This is a genomic window from Azoarcus sp. DN11 (assembly GCF_003628555.1).
GTDB lineage: Bacteria > Pseudomonadota > Gammaproteobacteria > Burkholderiales > Rhodocyclaceae > Aromatoleum.
In genome coordinates, this window is the sequence record NZ_CP021731.1 from 3,511,870 (window position 1) to 3,529,429 (window position 17,560).

The window sequence follows — 17,560 nt, forward strand, 5'->3', positions numbered from 1 at the left end:
CTACACCTCCTCCCGCCAATCGAGATGCGCCGCCGGGTCGTCACGACCGGTCATGCGACGCGCGGTCTCCAGCGCCGCATCCAGGTCGAACGCCGGCTTGAAGTCGAGCGAAACCAGGCGCCGCTCGTACGCCGGGCGGAACTTGACCAGCGTGTCGATCACCGGATTCGGCGCGCTGGACCCAAGCCCGCAATGGCTGGCATTCTTCAGCAGCCGGTCCAGCCACTCGATGTCGGCCAGATCCATCTTGGCCCCCTTCCCGCTCGCGAGCTTGTCCATGTAGCCCTTGAGCAGGGCCGTTCCGACGCGGCACGGCGTACAGAATCCGCAGCTCTCGTGCGCGAAGAAATGCACGAAGTTGCGCGCCATCTCGAACGGATCGCGGCTCCCGTCGAACACCATGAACGCGCCTGCCGTCGGCACGTCCTCGAACGCGATGCGTCGATGGAACTCGTGACTCGCGATCGTCACCCCCGACGCCCCGCCCACCTGCACGACCTGCGGATCGTGCGCTCCGCAGTCCTCGAGCACGTGTTCGATGGTCACGCCGAAAGGGTATTCATAGACGCCGGGGTACGCGCAGTCGCCCGAAATCGAGAGCAGCTTCGTGCCGGTCGACTGTGGCGTCCCCGTCGCCGCGAATGCGGCCCCGCCCTGCAGCGCGATCAGCGTCGTCTTCGCGAGCGTCTCGACGTTGTTGACGACGGTCGGGCGTCCGAGATAGCCATGCGTCACCGGGAACGGCGGCCGGATCCGCGGCGTCCCGCGCTTGCCTTCCAGCGATTCGAGCAGCGCCGTTTCCTCACCGCACACGTAGGCGCCCGCACCGAGGTGGATGTCGATGTCGAAGTCGAATCCGCTTTCGCCCAGGATCCGCGCTCCCAGCAGCCCCGCGGCGCGCCGCACGGCCAGCACCGCCCGCAGATGCTTCAACAGATAGCGATACTCGCCCCGCAGGTACAGCAGCCCTTGTCGCGCACCGGTCGCCCACGCGGCCAGCGTCATACCCTCGATCACCCGGTCTGCCTGGCTGGCCAGCAGGACACGATCCTTGAACGTGCCCGGCTCCCCCTCGTCCGCATTGCAGACCACGACCTTGTCGGCCCCCTGCGCATCGTGGCACGCGCCCCACTTCACCGCCGTCGTGAAGCCTGCCCCGCCGCGCCCGCGCAGACCCGAAATGCGCATCTCCTCGAGCCAGCCATCCTGTCCGCGCGCCATCGCCGCCTGCAAGGCCGATCCGGGAACGAAATCCGCGCCGAGCAAGGCGCCACGGCGACGGATGTTGTCATCGACGCGGAAGAATTCCGCAGGCCACTCGGCGAGCGGCGTCCCCGCGTGCACCAGCGCCGCGATGCGTTCCACGCGCGCCTCATCGAGCCGCGTCACCGCCACCCCATTCACCAGGATCGCCGGCCCCTGATCCCCCATGCCGGTACAGGACGTGGCATCGACGCTCGCTTCGCCTCGCGGTGACACCTGCCCCGGCGACACACCCAGCCGGCGGCAAAGGCTCTCCATCAACGCACGGCTGCCGAGCATCCGGTCGATGATGTTGTCGGAAAACAGGATGCGGAACCGGCCGACGGGTTCCGTATGCAGGAAGCTGTAAAAGCCGGCAACGCCCTCAACGCGCGCCCGTGGCAACTCCAGCAGGCCGGCGATTCGGGTCAGGGCAGCCGCCGGCAGATAGCCAATGGCGTCCTGCGTTTCGACAAGAACCTGCAGCAGTTGCGACGGCTCGCGCCGGTGGCGCTCGACCGCCTGTGCTGCTACCCGCTCGGCATCATGCATAGCGAACTCCGGAGCATGCTCTCTGCAAGAATTTTAGCAGCAAGTGATACTGCGTCACGCACCCACCCAAAAGAGGCGAACATTTCCGCCTCTGTCGCACGAATCCTTGCGCGACACCCCGCGACAGCCGAAACCCTTTGCCGGCGCGACTTTCAGCCCCAAAAGTCAGCCAAAAGCGCTACTAGATATAGTGACATTCTCACGCTTGACATACTGTTGTAATTTTTAACTCATTGTTTTTATGTGTTTTTATTTTTTTGCAAAATCAAACTCCACAGGCTATTGTTCACGCCGAAACACACACCATCGAACGGACTCACATACTGAAAACGACCATGAGCACGACGATCAATCCGCAGGCAAAAGGCAAGGCCGACGCTTCGACCCTCGCACCCCAGGAAATCTCGGGCGAGGTTCTCATCGAAAAATACGCGAAGGACGACGAGCAGACCGTCGCCGAAGTGCGCACGCGCGTCGCACGCGCACTCGCGGCTGTCGAAGCCGAAGACAAGCGCGCCCATTGGGAAGCGAAATTCCTCGAAGCGCAGGAAAAAGGCTTCGTGCCCGCCGGCCGCATCAACAGCGCGGCCGGCACCAAGCTGCAGGCGACGCTGATCAACTGCTTCGTCCAGCCGGTCGGCGACTCCGTCACCGAAGCCGTGGACGGCCGTCCCGGCATCTACACCGCCCTCGCCCAAGCCGCCGAAACGATGCGCCGCGGCGGCGGCGTCGGCTACGACTTCTCGAGCATCCGTCCGAAAGGCGCCCTCGTCAAAGGCACCCTCTCCAACGCCTCGGGCCCCGTGTCCTACATGCGCGTCTTCGACCGCTCGTGCGAGACCGTCGAATCCGCTGGCGCGCGTCGCGGCGCCCAGATGGGTGTGCTGCGCTGCGATCACCCGGACATCGAGGAGTTCATCCACGCCAAGGACCACGGTGACCTGACGAACTTCAACATCTCCGTGGGCGTCACCGACGCCTTCATGAAGGCCGTCGACACCGACACCGATGTCGAGCTTGCACACAAGGCCGAACCGATCGACGACCTCAAGGCGGCGGGTGCCTACCAGCGCGACGACGGCCTGTGGGTATACCGCAAGCTGCGCGCACGCGAGCTGTGGGACCAAATCATGCGTTCGACGTACGACCACGCCGAACCCGGCATCCTGTTCCTCGACCGCATGAACCAGGACAACAACCTGTACTACTGCGAGACCATCGAGGCAACCAACCCCTGCGCCGAGCAACCGCTCCCCCCGTACGGCTGCTGCGACCTCGGCTCGATCAACCTCACGCCCTTCGTGAAGCATCCCTTCACCGAAAAGGCCGACTTCGACTACCCAGCCTTCGGCAAGGTCGTCGACGTCGCGATCCGCATGCTCGACAACGTGCTCGACGTCACGCACTGGCCGCTCGAACAGCAGGAAAACGAAGCGCAATCGAAGCGCCGCGTCGGCCTCGGCTTCACCGGCCTCGGCGACGCCCTGATCATGCTCGGCCAACGCTACGACAGCCCCGAAGCCCGCGCCGTCGCTGCGAAGATCTCCGAGTACATGCGCGACCGCGCCTACCTCGCGTCGGTCGAACTCGCCAAGGAACGCGGCGCCTTCCCGCTCTTCAACGCCGACCTCTACCTGTCGGGCGGCAACTTCGCCTCGCGCCTCCCCAACGAGGTCAAGGACAAGATCCGCAAGCACGGCCTGCGCAACTCGCACCTGCTGTCGATCGCCCCGACCGGCACGATCTCGCTCGCCTTCGCGGACAACGCCTCGAACGGCATCGAGCCGCCCTTCTCGTACACCTACACCCGGCGCAAGCGCATGGCCGACGGCACGTACAAGGAGTACGCCGTCGAGGACTACGCGTGGCGTTTGTACAAGCACCTCGGCGGCAACATGGACAGCCTGCCGTCCTATTTCGTCACCGCGCTCGAGATCTCGGCACAGGCCCACAAGGACATGGTCGCCGCGGTCGCGCCGTTCATCGACACCTCGATCTCGAAGACGGTGAACGTCCCCGAGGACTACCCCTACACGGAATTCGAGGATCTCTACCTCTCCGCGTGGAAAGCCGGCCTCAAGGGTCTCGCCACCTACCGTCCCAACTCGGTGCTCGGTTCCGTGCTCTCCGTCACCCCCTCCACCGAGCAGAAGCAGCCGCAGGACGTCGAGCTCTCCGGCCCGAACAAGCGCCTGTCGATCAAGAGCCTCCCCGCCCCGGTCCTGTCGAGCCTGCGCTGGCCCGGCCGCCCCGAACTCCCTGACGGGAACATGGCCTGGACCTACATGCTCGGCACTCCGACCGGCGACTTCGCCCTCTTCGTCGGCCAGGTCGGCAACAACGGCGGCACCTTCCCGTTCGAAGTCTGGGTCAACGGCGCGGACCAGCCGCGTGGCCTCGGTGCGGTCGCAAAAACGCTGTCGATGGACATGCGTGCCAACGACCGCGGCTGGCTCAAGCTCAAGCTCGAGACCCTCGCCCGCACGATCGGCGAAAAATCCTTCGAAATGCCCTTCCCGCCGCACGGCGAGAAGACCATGTTCCCGGGCGTCGTCTCGGCCTTCGCCCAGGTGGTGCGCTACCGTTGCGAAAAACTCGGCGCCCTCGAGGTGAGCGACGCGCCGACCCCGGTGCTGGATACGCTCTTCAGCCTGCAGGAACCCAAGACCGGCACCGACGGCACGCTGTCCTGGACGGTGGATATCTCCAACCCGGCCACCGGCGAAGATTTCGTCCTCGGCCTGAAGGAAATCACCCTCCCCGACGGCGTCACGCGCCCGTACTCGGTGTGGCTGTCCGGCAACTACCCGCGCGCCCTCGACGGCCTGACCCGCATCCTGTCGCTCGACATGCGCGTCATGGACCCGGCGTGGATCGGCATGAAGCTGCGCAAGCTGCTGAACTACCCGGAACCGCTCGGCGACTTCATGGCCTTCGTCCCCGGAACCAAGCGCCAGCAGAACTACCCGAGCACCGTCGCGTACATGGCCCAGCTCATCATCCACCGCTACGCGATGCTCGGCGTGCTCGACGAGGATGGCTACCCGGTTCGGGAGATGGGCATCCTCGAAGCACCGCGCGAAGACAGTGATCCGAAAGTCATGCAGGGCGGACTGTGCAGCGAATGCGGCAACCACTCCGTCATCCGCAAGGACGGCTGCGACTTCTGCACCGCATGCGGAGCCGTCGGCACCTGCGGCTGACCAACCTGAAGGCGCCCACGGCGGGCGCCGGCAATAAAAAACGCGAACCACGGTTCGCGTTTTTTATTGCCTCCTTGAGGCTCCGGCCGCAGCTTCTACGCCCGCCCGATCCCGCTACAAAACCGTGCAGCGCAGCAGCAGCCCATTTCTTCCCGGGGCCTTCGTCGCATCAATCCTGCGGCTTCTCACCAATCGACAATCCCAGCGCAGGAAGCGCCCTGAACAGCGCCGCGATCGTCTTGCCGTCAGTGATCGCGCCATTACCAATAGCCCCGATCGCCTCATCCACCGAAAAGGTCAGGATCTCGAGAAACTCCCCGTCGTCGAGCGCATCGCCCACATGGGTCAGCTCACGTGCCAGATAGATCTCGATGCGCTCGTCGGAGTACCCGATGCACGGATGCATCACGCCCAGGTATTCCCATCGGCCGGCGACGTAACCCGTTTCCTCGCGCAGCTCGCGCTGGGCGCAGGCGAGGAGGTCCTCACCGGGATCGATTTTCCCCGCGGGAAGCTCCAGGAAGGCGCGACGAAGGGGATAGCGGAACTGTCGTTCGAACAGCAACTGCCCGTCGGGAAGAACGGGCACGACCACAACGGCACCGGGGTGCGTGATGTATTCCCGGACCGATTGGCTGCCGTCGGGAAGCGAAACCCGATCCCGACGGACCTTCAGCAGAACACCGTCGTAGACCGGGCTGGATTCGAGCGGGATCTCTTCGAGAGGATCCAGCTCAGAGGGATGCGAGGAGCGCATAGGCGCAGAGGGACATCAGGCCTTGCGGCAGGAGACCGAGGACCGCGATCGCCAGACCGTTGGCCGACAGCAGGAACCGCACCTCGCCCTGTGCGCGGATCGGGGCGGTATCGGTCGGCTCGTCGAAGTACATCACCTTCACGACGCGAAGATAATAGAACGCGCCGATCACGGACATCAGTACCGCGACCACGGCCAGCCAGATGTATCCGGCAGCGACCACGGCCTGCAGGACGGACAGCTTGGCAAAGAAACCGATGAAGAACGGAATGCCTGCCATCGAGAACATCACGATCATCATCATCGCGGCGAACCACGAATTGCGCTTGTTCAGACCCTTGAAATCATCAATGGTCTCCGCCTCGAAGCCCGCCCGCGACAGCAGGATGACCATCCCGAACGACGCGAGACTCATGATCACGTAGGAAACCGCGTAGAACATCGCCGAGCTGTAGGCGTTGAGCGCAAAGTTGCGGTCGCCATCGACCACGCCGGCGAGCAGACCCAGCAGCACGAACCCCATGTGCGAGATGCCGGAGTAAGCCAACATGCGCTTGATGTTCGACTGAGCGATTGCAGCCAGGTTGCCAAGCACGATCGAAAGAACGGCCAGGAACATCAGCATCGTTTGCCACTGGTCGGCCAGTTCGAACAAGCCGTACACCAGCAGGCGCATCGCCATCGCGAAGGCCGCCAACTTCGGTGCCGAGGAGACCATCAGCGTGACCGCGGTCGGAGCCCCCTGATAAACGTCGGGAACCCACATGTGGAACGGCACGACCCCCAGCTTGAACGCGATTCCCGCAACGACGAACACCAGACCGAACACGAGGACCGTCTTGTTCGCGGCCTGATGGTAGATCGACTGCGCGATACCGGAAAGCTCCAGACTGCCCGTCGCACCGTAGATCATCGACATGCCGTACAGGAGAAGGCCCGACGCCAGCGCGCCCAGCACGAAATACTTCATCGCAGCTTCGGTCGAGCGCGCGGACTCCCGATCGAACGCCACCATCCCGTACAGGGACAGTGACATCATTTCGAGCCCCATGTACAGCGGCAGCATGTGATTCGCGCTGATCATCACCATCATGCCAAGGCTCATCAGCAGCGACAGCAGATAGTATTCGGGCCGATCAACCTTGCGGTCGGCAAGGTAGCCCCGGCCATAAAGCAGCGCCACCGCGACTGCCAGCAGCGAAAACACCTTGAGCAGCCCGCCCAGCATGTCGCCGATGAACATTCCACTGAATGTGGCTACCACCTCGTTCGCCGCATAACCATCGGCTAGGCTCATCACGATCTCGGCGAGCCGCACGCCGAACAGTGGCACTTCGGAAATCACCGCCGCGACGGCTGCAAGCAGGTTGGGGCTCACAAGCACACAGACGAGCGCTGCAAACACCAGGGTAAGTTGTGTGAGCCCGTACGCGAGATCACTGGCGATCCGGCGTGCGAACGTGGATGCCAACATGATCACCAGCGCCATCACAGCCACGAGAATCTCGGCTGCAGCGGGGTAAAAGTCGGGAACGACGAAATTCATCTTCTGACCAGTCCGAAAAAGTGTCTCGCCCGCTCGATCAGAGCTTGCTCACGGCGACATGCCGCAGGAGTTCATTAACCGAAGCGTGCATCACTTCCGTGAATGGGAAGGGATACAGGCCCATCGCCAGTACGCACAGCGCAAGGACGCCGAGGAAGGCAAACTCGCGCGCGCCGATGTCCTCGAGCTGGGCGACGTGGCTGTTGCCCACGACGCCGAAGACGACGCGCTTGTACATCCAGAGGGTGTACGCCGCACCCAGAATCAGCGTTATCGCAGCGCCAAACGCGACCCAGAAATTGAATTTCACGGCGCCAAGAACGACCATGAACTCGCCGATGAACCCGCTGGTTCCGGGCAGGCCGGCGTTGGCCATCGAAAAAAGCATGAAGAACGCAGCGAACTTCGGCATCGTCTTCACCACGCCACCGTAATCGGCGATGTTCCGCGTGTGCATGCGGTCGTAGAGAACGCCGATGCAAAGGAACATTGCTCCCGACACGAAGCCGTGCGAGATCATCTGCACCAGAGCACCTTCAAGGCCGATGGCGTTGAACATGAAGAAGCCGAGGGTGACGAAACCCATGTGCGAGATCGACGAATAGGCGACCAGCTTCTTCATGTCGGTCTGAACGAGCGCCACGAAACCGATATAAATCACCGCGATCAGCGACAACGCGATCATCATCGGAGCCATGGCCTGCGAAGCGTCAGGCACGATCGGCAGCGAGAACCGCAGGAAGCCGTATGCGCCAAGCTTCAGAGCGATCGCTGCCAGCACCACCGAACCTCCGGTTGGAGCTTCGACGTGGGCGTCCGGCAGCCAGGTATGCACCGGCCACATCGGAACCTTCACCGCGAAGGCGATCAGGAACGCCCAGAACACCAGTGTCTGCGCCGGCATCGCCAACGGCAGCTTGTGCCAATCGAGAATGCTGAAGCTCCCGCCCGCCTCCATGAAGAGGTAAAGCAGTGCAATCAGCATCAGCAGCGAGCCAAGCAGCGTGTAAAGGAAGAACTTGATCGCCGCGTACACCCGGTTCGCGCCACCCCAGATGCCGATGACGAGATACAGCGGGATCAGCGAGGCCTCGAAAAAGACATAGAACAGGATGCCGTCCAGCGCCGAGAAGATCCCGTTCATCAGCCCCGACATGATCAGGAATGCCGCCATGTACTGCGCCACTTTCTCCTCGATCACCTGCCATCCCGCGACCACGACCGTGATCGTGATGAACGCGTTCAGCAGGATGAACAACACCGAAATGCCATCGACCCCGAGGTGGTAGTTGATGTTGAAACGCGGAATCCAGGGCAGGAACTCGCCGAACTGCATCGCACTGGTGCTCGCGTCGAACTGTGTGAACAGTGGAATCGCCACGGCGAATCCCGCCAGCGCAACCAGCAAGGAAAGAGACCGCGCCAGCGGCGCATTGCGGTCCGAACCGGTTGCTAGCACGAGCAACCCACCCAGGATCGGTATCCAGATCGCAAGGCTGAGGAATGGCATACCCGTCATCGTTACTTTCCGTTCAGTGCGCCGACATCCGACGCGCGTTTATCGTTATACACAGACCTACCTGCAGGATCAGACCAGATTGAACCAGAAGGTCAGAAGGATAAAGACCCCAATGATCATTGCAAAAGCGTACTGATACAGGTGGCCGGTCTGGAACAGGCGGCTGATCTGCGCAACCCAGCCCACCAGCTTTGCCGTCCCGTTGACTGCAATGCCGTCGATGAGCGCCTGGTCGCCTCCCTTCCAGAGTCCCCTGCCGATCAGTCGCGAGCCACCAGCAAACGCGATCTCGTTGAAGCGATCGAAGAAGTACTTGTTCTCGAGGAGCAGGTACACCGGCCGGAAGGTGCGCTGAATGGCGGCCGGAATGTCCGGGCGCACCAGATAGAAGAACCACGCCAGAACGCCCCCCCCCATCGCGAGCCAGAACGGCGCGGACTGCAGACCGTGCAGCGCCATCGCGACCGGACCGTGGAAGTGTTCCGCGAGTTCGGAGAGACCGACGTGATTGCTGCCGACGTGGATCACACCCTTGAACCACGCACCGACGAGCATCGGCTCGATCGTGAAGAAACCGATCACCACGGACGGGATAGCGAGAAGCACCAAGGGCAGCGTCACAACCCAGGGAGACTCATGCGGCTTCTGCCCGGGGGCGAGACCGTGGTGATGGTCGCCCGACACCTCTTCATCATCGTGGTCACCCTCGTGATCGTGATGGCCGTGATTGTTGCCGAAACGCTCCTTGCCGTGGAACACGAGGAAATACATGCGGAACGAGTAGAACGCAGTCACGAACACGCCCGCCAGCACGCAGAACAGGGCGTAGCCTGCGCCCGGGATGTGCGAAGCATGCACAGCCTCGATGATCGAGTCCTTGGAGTAGAAACCCGCGAAGAACGGAAAGCCGATCAGCGCAAGCGAGCCGAGGAGCGAGGTGATCCACGTGATCGGCATGTATTTCCACAAGCCGCCCATGTTGCGCATGTCCTGGTCGTGGTGCATACCGATGATCACCGAACCGGCGCCGAGGAACAGAAGCGCCTTGAAGAACGCGTGCGTCATCAGGTGGAACACGGCGGCAGAATACGCCGACACGCCAAGCGCCACCGTCATGTATCCGAGCTGCGACAGCGTCGAATACGCCACCACGCGCTTGACGTCGTTCTGGACGATACCGAGGAAGCCCATGAAGAGGGCGGTTGTGGCGCCGATCACCAACACGAACGACAGCGCAACATCCGACAGCTCGAACAGCGGCGACATGCGCGCCACCATGAAGATACCCGCGGTAACCATCGTCGCGGCGTGAATCAGTGCCGAGATCGGCGTCGGGCCTTCCATCGAATCGGGCAGCCAGACATGCAGGGGAACCTGAGCCGACTTGCCCATAGCGCCGATGAAGAGGCAGATACAGATCGCGGTAATGAGCGGCCAACCAGTGACAGCCATATTCTGCGCAGCCAGTTCGCTACCCTTCGCGAAGACTTCGGCATAGTTGAGGCTACCGGTGTATGCGGCGATCAGGCCGATGCCCAGCAGGAAGCCGAAGTCGCCGACACGGTTGACCAAGAACGCCTTGAGATTCGCGTAAATGGCCGTCGGCCGTTCGTACCAGAAGCCGATCAGCAGGTAGGACACCAGGCCCACAGCTTCCCAGCCGAAGAAGAGCTGCAGGAAGTTGTTGGACATCACCAGCATCAGCATCGAGAACGTGAACAACGAGATATAGCTGAAAAAGCGCTGGTAGCCGGGATCGTCGTGCATGTAGCCGATCGTGTAGATGTGCACCATGAGCGACACGAAGGTCACCACGAGCATCATCATCACGGTGAGCGGATCAACGAGAAAACCCACCTCGAACGTCAGATCACCGCTCTTCATCCACGTGTATACAGTGCCGTTGAAGGTATTCCCGGCCTGAACGTCCTGAAAGATAACCACCGAAGCGGCGAACGCAACCGCCACGCCGAGGATCGTCGCAATATGCGAACCGGCACGTCCGATCGTCTTGCCGAACAGACCCGCCAGAATCGCCCCTGCCAGGGGCGCAAGCGGTACCAGGAGATAGAGCTTTTGCATGTCCGTCATCGAGCCGCGTCCTTAACCCTTGAGGCTATCCAGATCATCCACGTGGATCGTCCGCAGATTGCGGAACAACACGACCAGAATCGCGAGGCCGATAGCGGACTCGGCCGCAGCCACGGTGAGGATGAAGAAAACAAAAATCTGTCCGGCCAGATCGCCCAGATAGTGCGAGAAGGCGATGAAGTTCAGGTTGACCGCGAGCAGCATCAGCTCGATCGCCATGAGCAGCACGATCAAGTTCTTCCGGTTCAGGAAAATCCCGACCACGCTGATGGCGAACAGGATCGCGCCCAGAATGAGATAGTGGGAAAGCGAAAGCATCTATAACCCCTTGGGCAGTTCTTATTCTTTCTCGGCGGGCATCGAAACGAGCTCGACGCGATCACCACGCTTGACGGTCACTTGCTCCGACGGATTGACGTGGCGCACGCCCTTGCGCTTGCGAAGCGTGAGGGAAACGGCAACGACCATTGCCACCAGCAGCAGCAGCGACGCGAGCTCGAACGGATAGACGTAATCCGTATACAGGAGCCGTCCCAATTCGCGGGTATTGCTGTAACCGGCCTGCACCGCGGGCGGTGCAGGCATCGCCTCAAGTCCGAAGTAGCGGCCACCAAGAACCAGCCCCATCTCCACAACAAGCAGTACGCCGATCAGTGCCCCGACCGGGAGATAGCTCCAGAATCCCTCCCGCAGCCGGTCGAGATTGATGTCGAGCATCATCACAACAAACAGGAAGAGCACCATGACCGCCCCGACATAAACCATGACGAGCACGATCGCGAGGAACTCGGCAGCGAGCAGGAGCCAAATGCCACCCGCAGTGACGAACGAAAGCACCAGGAACAGCGCGGCGTGCACCGGGTTCCGTGCCGTGATCACCCGAAGCGCGGCGAACACCATGATCGCCGACAGGATGTAGAAAACGAGGGTCTTGAAATCCATGTCCTTTGTGGCGCCCGAGGGCGCTCTCCCTTAGCGGTACTTCGAGTCGGCTTCCCGGTCGGCGGCGATCTGGGCTTCGTAGCGGTCGCCAACGGCGAGCAGCATCTGCTTCGTGTAGTACAGATCGCCGCGTCGTTCGCCGTGGTACTCCAGAACACGAGTTTCAACGATCGCATCGACAGGGCAGGCCTCCTCGCAGAAGCCGCAGAAGATGCATTTCGTCAGATCGATGTCGTAACGGGTCGTACGGCGCGATCCGTCGTCGCGCTGATCCGACTCAATGGTGATCGCCATGGCAGGGCAGATCGCTTCGCACAGCTTGCACGCGATGCAGCGCTCCTCGCCATTCGGGTAGCGACGCAGCGCATGCAGGCCGCGAAAACGCGGGCTCTGCGGAGTTTTCTCCTCCGGAAACTGCACGGTGATCTTGCGCGCAAACAGGTGACGCCCCGTCAGCGCCAAGCCCTTGATCAGTTCCTTAAGGAACAGGCTCCCGATGTAATCCTTGGCACCCATCTTCAGCCTCTCACTTCCAGATAGACAGCGGCGACATCATCCACACCGCCACCACGATCACCCATACGAGGGTGATGGGAATAAACACCTTCCAGCCCAGCCGCATGATGTGGTCGTAGCGGAAGCGCGGGAACGTAGCACGCGCCCACAGGAAGACAAACAGGAAGAACGCCGTCTTCAGTGCGAGCCAATGGAACCCGTCGGGGATCGCCGCCACCGGGGAAAGCCAACCACCGAGGAACAGCACGGACGTCATCACCGACACCAGGAACATGTTCGCGTATTCGGCGAGGAAGAACAGCGCGAACGCCATGCCCGAGTACTCGACCATGTGTCCCGCGACCACTTCCGATTCGCCTTCGACGACGTCGAACGGCGCCCGGTTGGTCTCCGCGATCCCCGAGATCAGGAACACAATGAACATCGGCAGCAGCGGCAGCCAGTTCCACGACAGGAAGGACAAGCCCATGTCGTGGAATCGCCCCTGCCCCTGCGAGTGCACGATGTCGCTCAGGTTCAGACTGGACGAGATCAACAGCACGCAGATCAGGGCAAAGCCCATGGCGACCTCGTACGACACCATCTGCGCCGCGGCCCGCATCGACCCCAGGAACGGGTACTTGGAGTTTGAAGCCCAACCCGCAATGATGACCCCATACACTTCCATCGAAGTGATTGCGAGGAGCAGCAGCAGACCGGCGTTCACGTTCGCGAGCACAATGCCATCGGCAAACGGCACGACCGACCATGCGGCCAGGGACGGAGCGATCGCAAGGATGGGCCCGAGGATGAACAGTCCCTTGCTTGCACCCGACGGAACGATGATTTCCTTGAAAAGGAGTTTCATGCCGTCGGCGATCGGCTGCAGCAGGCCTTTCGGACCCACGCGGTTGGGGCCGATACGCACCTGCATGTAACCGATGACCTTGCGCTCGGCAAGTGTCAGGTATGCCACACCCAACATGAGCGGAGCAATGATCGCGACGATCTTCGCGAGCGTCCAGACGGCAGGCCACGCAGGCCCGAAAAACTGCGATACGGGTTCCAGCAATGCTTCCATCAGACACGCTCCACGCTGATTTCGCCGCACATCGCCCCGAGGACGGCCGTTGCCGCAATGGCCGCGGCAACACGCACGCAGTTCGCCGCCACCGTGTCGTCGACAACAATCTGGATCTCCGCGACGCCCTCGCCCTGCTTCAGGCGCACGTGAGCGCCCGATTCGACGCCGATTGCGGCAAGCGTCGCCGCGCTGGCGCGTGCGATCGGCGCCTTCGCGTCGCGCGTCTTCTGCAGCGACGGAGCGCGCCGCACGAGCGGATCGGCTGCGTAGATGGGCACGTCGCTGACGCGCTCGAACCCCTTGAAAGCCCGATCGGCAAACTTGAACTCGAGGCCGAAAAGCCGATTTCCGAAGTCGGGGCGGTTGCCGTCCGCAAGCGCTTCCTTAGCCACCGAATCCGAATCGTTCTGCTCGAATCCCTCGAACTCGAGCAGGTTTCCCAAAACCCGAAGAACCTTCCAGCCGGGCCGGGTTTCACCGAGAGGACGGGCGACCGCATTGAAATTCTGGGTCCGACCCTCGCAGTTGATGAATGTGCCCGAAGTTTCGGTGAAAGGCGCAATCGGCAACAGCACGTCGGCTGCGGCCAGAAGCGCAGGCGACTTGAACGCCGACAGCGAGATCACGAGCGGCGCTGCACCGAGCGCGGCTTGCGCCAAGGCAGGATTGGCGAAATCCAGATCCGGCTCGGCGTTCAGCAGCAGATACGCCTTGCGCGGTTGCTCCAGCATCTGGCGCGCGTTGAGGCCGCCAACCAGCGGAATGGCCTTGGCGAGATAGCCGCCTACGCTGTTGGCGGCTTCACCGATGATCCCGAAGGCACCATCGGTCAGACGACCGATTTCTTCGGCAAGCTGGTGAATTTCGGTTGCGAACTCGGTCTGGACGGCCAAATTGCCGAGCCACACTCCAACCTTGCGGCCCGACGCGAGGCTCCGGGCGATCGCACGCGCATCGTCAGATACGGCCGACGGTACGTCCGCAGCGAGGAGTTCCGCGACTGCGACCCCCTTCTCGGCCGCAAGCGCGCCAACCACCTCCAAAAGCATCGGAACAAACGCGGATGGAGCAGCCAGCGCGCGGTTCTTTACGGGCAACAGCCACTCTTCGGCGCTCGCATTGAGCGCACTGACCTGCAGGCCGCGCTTGGCCGCCTGCCGCACACGCTGAGCGAGCAGCGGCGCGTCCTTGCGCAGGAAACTGCCGATCACGAACAGCCGATCGAGGCTGGCGACCTCATTGATAGCCATACCCAGCCAGGGAGCGCCCTCGCGGAAACCGTCAGCGCGGAAATCACTTTGGCGCAACCGGAAGTCGACGCTATCCGAGCCTATAGCTCGGGTCAGCTTCTGCAGCAGATACAGTTCTTCGACAGTCGCATGCGGCGACGCCAAAGCACCGATCGAGTCCGGGCCATTTTGCTTGGCCGTCTTGCGCAGTCCGTTCGCGGCGAACTCCAGCGCGGTTTGCCAGTCAGTTTCCTTCCACGCACCGTCCTGCTTGAGCATCGGAACGGTGAGACGATCTTCGCTGTTCAGGCCTTCGTACGAGAAGCGATCCTTGTCCGACAGCCAACATTCGTTGATGTCTTCGTTCTCGAGCGGCAGCACGCGCTTGACCACGTCGTGCTTTACCTGAACGATCAGGTTGGAACCGAGCGAATCGTGCGGACTCACCGACTTGCGCCGTGCAAGCTCCCACGTCCGCGCGGCGAAACGGAAAGGCTTGGAGGTGAGCGCGCCCACCGGGCAAAGGTCGATGATGTTCCCGGAGAGTTCCGAATCGACCGTCTTCTCGACGAACGGCATGATTTCGGCGTGCTCGCCGCGGAACGCCTGTCCGAGCTCCATTTCACCGGCGATCTCGGTCGTAAACCGCACGCAGCGGGTGCAGTTGATGCAGCGCGTCATGTCGGTCGCAACGAGCGGTCCGAGGTTCTTGTTCAGAACGACGCGCTTCTCTTCCTCGTAACGCGACTGGCTGCCGCCGTAACCGACTGCGAGATCCTGCAGCTGACACTCGCCGCCCTGGTCACAGATCGGGCAATCGAGCGGGTGGTTGATCAGCAGGAACTCCATCACGCCTTTCTGGGCCTTGACGGCCTGCTCGGAGCGGGTCCACACCTTCATCCCGTTCGTCACGGGCGTGGCACAGGCGGGCAGCGGCTTCGGCGCCTTCTCGACCTGCACCAGGCACATCCGGCAGCTTGCGGCGATGGAAAGCTTTTTGTGATAGCAGAAGTGCGGAACGAAAGCACCGATCTTGGTGGCAGCATCCATGATGGTGCTGCCATCCTCGACCGTCACCTGCTTGCCGTCGATTTCAATCTCTAGCATTACGGTCTCACGTAGATTTGGCTGCCTTCGTACTGAACTTCAGGCGGCACTAGACATTTCTTGTTTTCGATGTGGTACTCGAATTCCGAGCCGAAGTGCTTGATGAAGCTCTGCACCGGCATCGATGCCGCATCACCGAGGGCACAGATCGTCCGCCCCATGATGTTGCCCGTCACCGAATTGAGGAGATCGAGATCTTCCTTGCGACCGAGTCCGTTTTCGATGCGATGGACCACGCGATAGAGCCAGCCCGTACCTTCGCGGCACGGCGTGCACTGCCCGCAGGACTCCTCAAAATAGAAGTAGGACAAGCGCTCGAGCGCCTTGACCATACAGGTCGTCTCGTCCATCACGATGACTGCGCCGGAACCGAGCATCGACCCCGCCTTCGAGATCGAGTCGTAATCCATCGTGCAGTCCATCATTACGCTGCCAGGCAGCACCGGCGCCGACGAGCCACCGGGAATCACCGCCTTCAGCTTGCGGCCGCCACGCATGCCGCCTGCCATCTCGAGCAGCTCGGCAAAGGGCGTACCCATCGCGATCTCGTAATTGCCGGGCCGATTCACATGGCCGGAGACCGAGAACAGCTTCGTTCCACCATTGTTGGGCTTACCCAGGTTGAGGAAGCCCTCTCCGCCCATGTTGATGATGAAGGGAACCGAAGCAAAGGTCTCGGTGTTGTTGATCGTCGTCGGTTTGCCATACAAACCGTAGCTGGCGGGAAACGGCGGCTTGAAGCGCGGCTGTCCCTTCTTGCCTTCGATGGATTCAAGAAGCGCAGTCTCTTCGCCGCAGATGTAGGCGCCGTAACCGTGATGAGCGAACAACTCGAAGGAGAACTCCGAACCAAGAATGTTCTGCCCAAGAAGACCCGCAGCACGAGCCTCGGCGAGTGCCGCCTCGAAGCGCTGGTAAACCTCGAAAATCTCGCCGTGTATGTAGTTGTACCCGCGCTCGCAACCCATCGCATACGCTGCAATGGTCATCCCTTCGATAACCGTGTGCGGGTTATAGCGCAGGATATCCCTGTCCTTGAACGTCCCCGGCTCACCTTCATCCGAATTGCAGGCCAGATACTTCGCGCCGGGGAACGAGCGCGGCATGAAGCTCCACTTCAGGCCCGTGGGAAAACCGGCGCCACCCCGTCCTCGAAGCGACGAGGCCTTGAGTTCGGCGATGATGGTTTCAGGCGGAATCTTTTCGGAAATGATCTTGCGCAGCGCCGAGTAGCCGCCGCGCGCCACATAGTCCTGCAGACCCCAGGTACGATCGCCGTCGACGCCGGCGAGAATCAGTCCGCTTGCGCTCATTTACTTTCCAGCTCCGCAAGAATCTGATCGATCTTTTCCTTGGTCATCCAGCTGCACATGTGATGGTTATTCACCAACATGACCGGAGCATCGCCACAGGCTCCCATGCACTCGCCTTCCTTCAACGTGAACTTGCCGTCCGGCGTCGTCTCGTTGAAATCGATGCCAAGCTTTTCCTTGAGGTAATCGGCAGCGTGGACACCCCCCGACAGCGCACAGGGGAGGTTCGTGCACACCGTAATCTTGTGACGGCCGACCGGCTCGAGGTCGTACATGTTGTAGAAGCTCGCCACCTCGTAGGCCGCAATGGCAGGCATACCGAGGTAGCTCGCGACGAACTCGATGAGTTCCTTCGGCAGCCAGCCCTTCTCGACCTGCGCGATGCGCAGCGCCGACATCACAGCCGACTGCTTCTGATCCGGTGGGTATTTCGCGATCTCGCGATCGATCTGTTGTAGCGATTCCTGACTCAGCATTTCG

13 protein-coding genes are annotated in these 17,560 nt (G+C 61.8%); 1 reads left to right on the plus strand and 12 read right to left on the minus strand.

What is annotated here, in order from left to right; all coding sequences use genetic code 11:
* Complete coding sequence (locus tag CDA09_RS16165) at positions 1-1,794, minus strand: NAD(P)H-dependent oxidoreductase subunit E (protein ID WP_121429591.1); 1,794 nt, start codon at positions 1,792-1,794, stop codon at positions 1-3.
* A 335-nt stretch (positions 1,795-2,129) separates the two neighbouring features.
* Here CDA09_RS16165 and CDA09_RS16170 point away from each other — a divergent pair, with 335 nt between their 5' ends.
* A complete protein-coding gene (locus CDA09_RS16170) occupies positions 2,130-4,997 on the plus strand; it encodes an adenosylcobalamin-dependent ribonucleoside-diphosphate reductase (protein WP_121429592.1) in 2,868 nt (955 codons plus the stop codon).
* Positions 4,998-5,166: 169 nt separating this feature from the next.
* On the opposite strand, the gene CDA09_RS16175 is transcribed toward CDA09_RS16170, so the two are convergent.
* The 11 genes from CDA09_RS16175 to nuoE all read right to left on the minus strand — a co-directional run bounded on the left by CDA09_RS16175 (position 5,167) and on the right by nuoE (position 17,556).
* Positions 5,167-5,754 carry an NUDIX domain-containing protein gene (locus tag CDA09_RS16175; RefSeq protein ID WP_121429593.1) on the minus strand — a complete coding sequence of 196 codons (588 nt, stop codon included), beginning with the start codon at positions 5,752-5,754 and terminating at the stop codon, positions 5,167-5,169.
* Positions 5,732-7,300 carry an NADH-quinone oxidoreductase subunit NuoN gene (nuoN, locus tag CDA09_RS16180; RefSeq protein WP_121429594.1) on the minus strand — a complete coding sequence of 523 codons (1,569 nt, stop codon included), beginning with the start codon at positions 7,298-7,300 and terminating at the stop codon, positions 5,732-5,734. Before nuoN ends, CDA09_RS16175 begins: the two co-directional genes overlap by 23 nt.
* A 37-nt stretch (positions 7,301-7,337) precedes the next feature.
* Positions 7,338-8,819, minus strand: coding sequence for an NADH-quinone oxidoreductase subunit M (locus tag CDA09_RS16185; protein ID WP_121429595.1), 1,482 nt, complete (start codon positions 8,817-8,819; stop codon positions 7,338-7,340).
* A gap of 69 nt (positions 8,820-8,888) precedes the next feature.
* Complete coding sequence (nuoL, locus tag CDA09_RS16190; protein ID WP_121429596.1) at positions 8,889-10,910, minus strand: NADH-quinone oxidoreductase subunit L; 2,022 nt, start codon at positions 10,908-10,910, stop codon at positions 8,889-8,891.
* Between the two features lie 12 nt (positions 10,911-10,922).
* Positions 10,923-11,228 (minus strand): NADH-quinone oxidoreductase subunit NuoK, encoded by a 306-nt coding sequence (gene nuoK, locus CDA09_RS16195; RefSeq protein ID WP_121429597.1) that lies wholly within the window; start codon positions 11,226-11,228, stop codon positions 10,923-10,925.
* 21 nt (positions 11,229-11,249) lie between these two features.
* Positions 11,250-11,852: an NADH-quinone oxidoreductase subunit J gene (locus CDA09_RS16200; protein ID WP_121429598.1), complete on the minus strand. Its 603-nt coding sequence runs from the start codon at positions 11,850-11,852 to the stop codon at positions 11,250-11,252.
* A gap of 30 nt (positions 11,853-11,882) precedes the next feature.
* The gene (gene nuoI, locus CDA09_RS16205) at positions 11,883-12,368 is read right to left on the minus strand and encodes an NADH-quinone oxidoreductase subunit NuoI (RefSeq protein WP_121429599.1); all 486 of its coding nucleotides are present in this window, start codon (positions 12,366-12,368) and stop codon (positions 11,883-11,885) included.
* A 10-nt stretch (positions 12,369-12,378) separates the two neighbouring features.
* A complete protein-coding gene (gene nuoH / locus CDA09_RS16210; protein ID WP_121429600.1) occupies positions 12,379-13,428 on the minus strand; it encodes an NADH-quinone oxidoreductase subunit NuoH in 1,050 nt (349 codons plus the stop codon).
* Positions 13,428-15,767 (minus strand): NADH-quinone oxidoreductase subunit NuoG, encoded by a 2,340-nt coding sequence (gene nuoG / locus CDA09_RS16215; RefSeq protein ID WP_121429601.1) that lies wholly within the window; start codon positions 15,765-15,767, stop codon positions 13,428-13,430. The genes nuoH and nuoG overlap by 1 nt, the downstream gene beginning before the upstream one ends.
* Positions 15,767-17,080 (minus strand): NADH-quinone oxidoreductase subunit NuoF, encoded by a 1,314-nt coding sequence (nuoF, locus tag CDA09_RS16220; RefSeq protein ID WP_174718447.1) that lies wholly within the window; start codon positions 17,078-17,080, stop codon positions 15,767-15,769. Before nuoF ends, nuoG begins: the two co-directional genes overlap by 1 nt.
* Complete coding sequence (gene nuoE / locus CDA09_RS16225) at positions 17,077-17,556, minus strand: NADH-quinone oxidoreductase subunit NuoE (protein WP_121429602.1); 480 nt, start codon at positions 17,554-17,556, stop codon at positions 17,077-17,079. The genes nuoF and nuoE overlap by 4 nt, the downstream gene beginning before the upstream one ends.
* Positions 17,557-17,560: the final 4 nt, after the last annotated feature.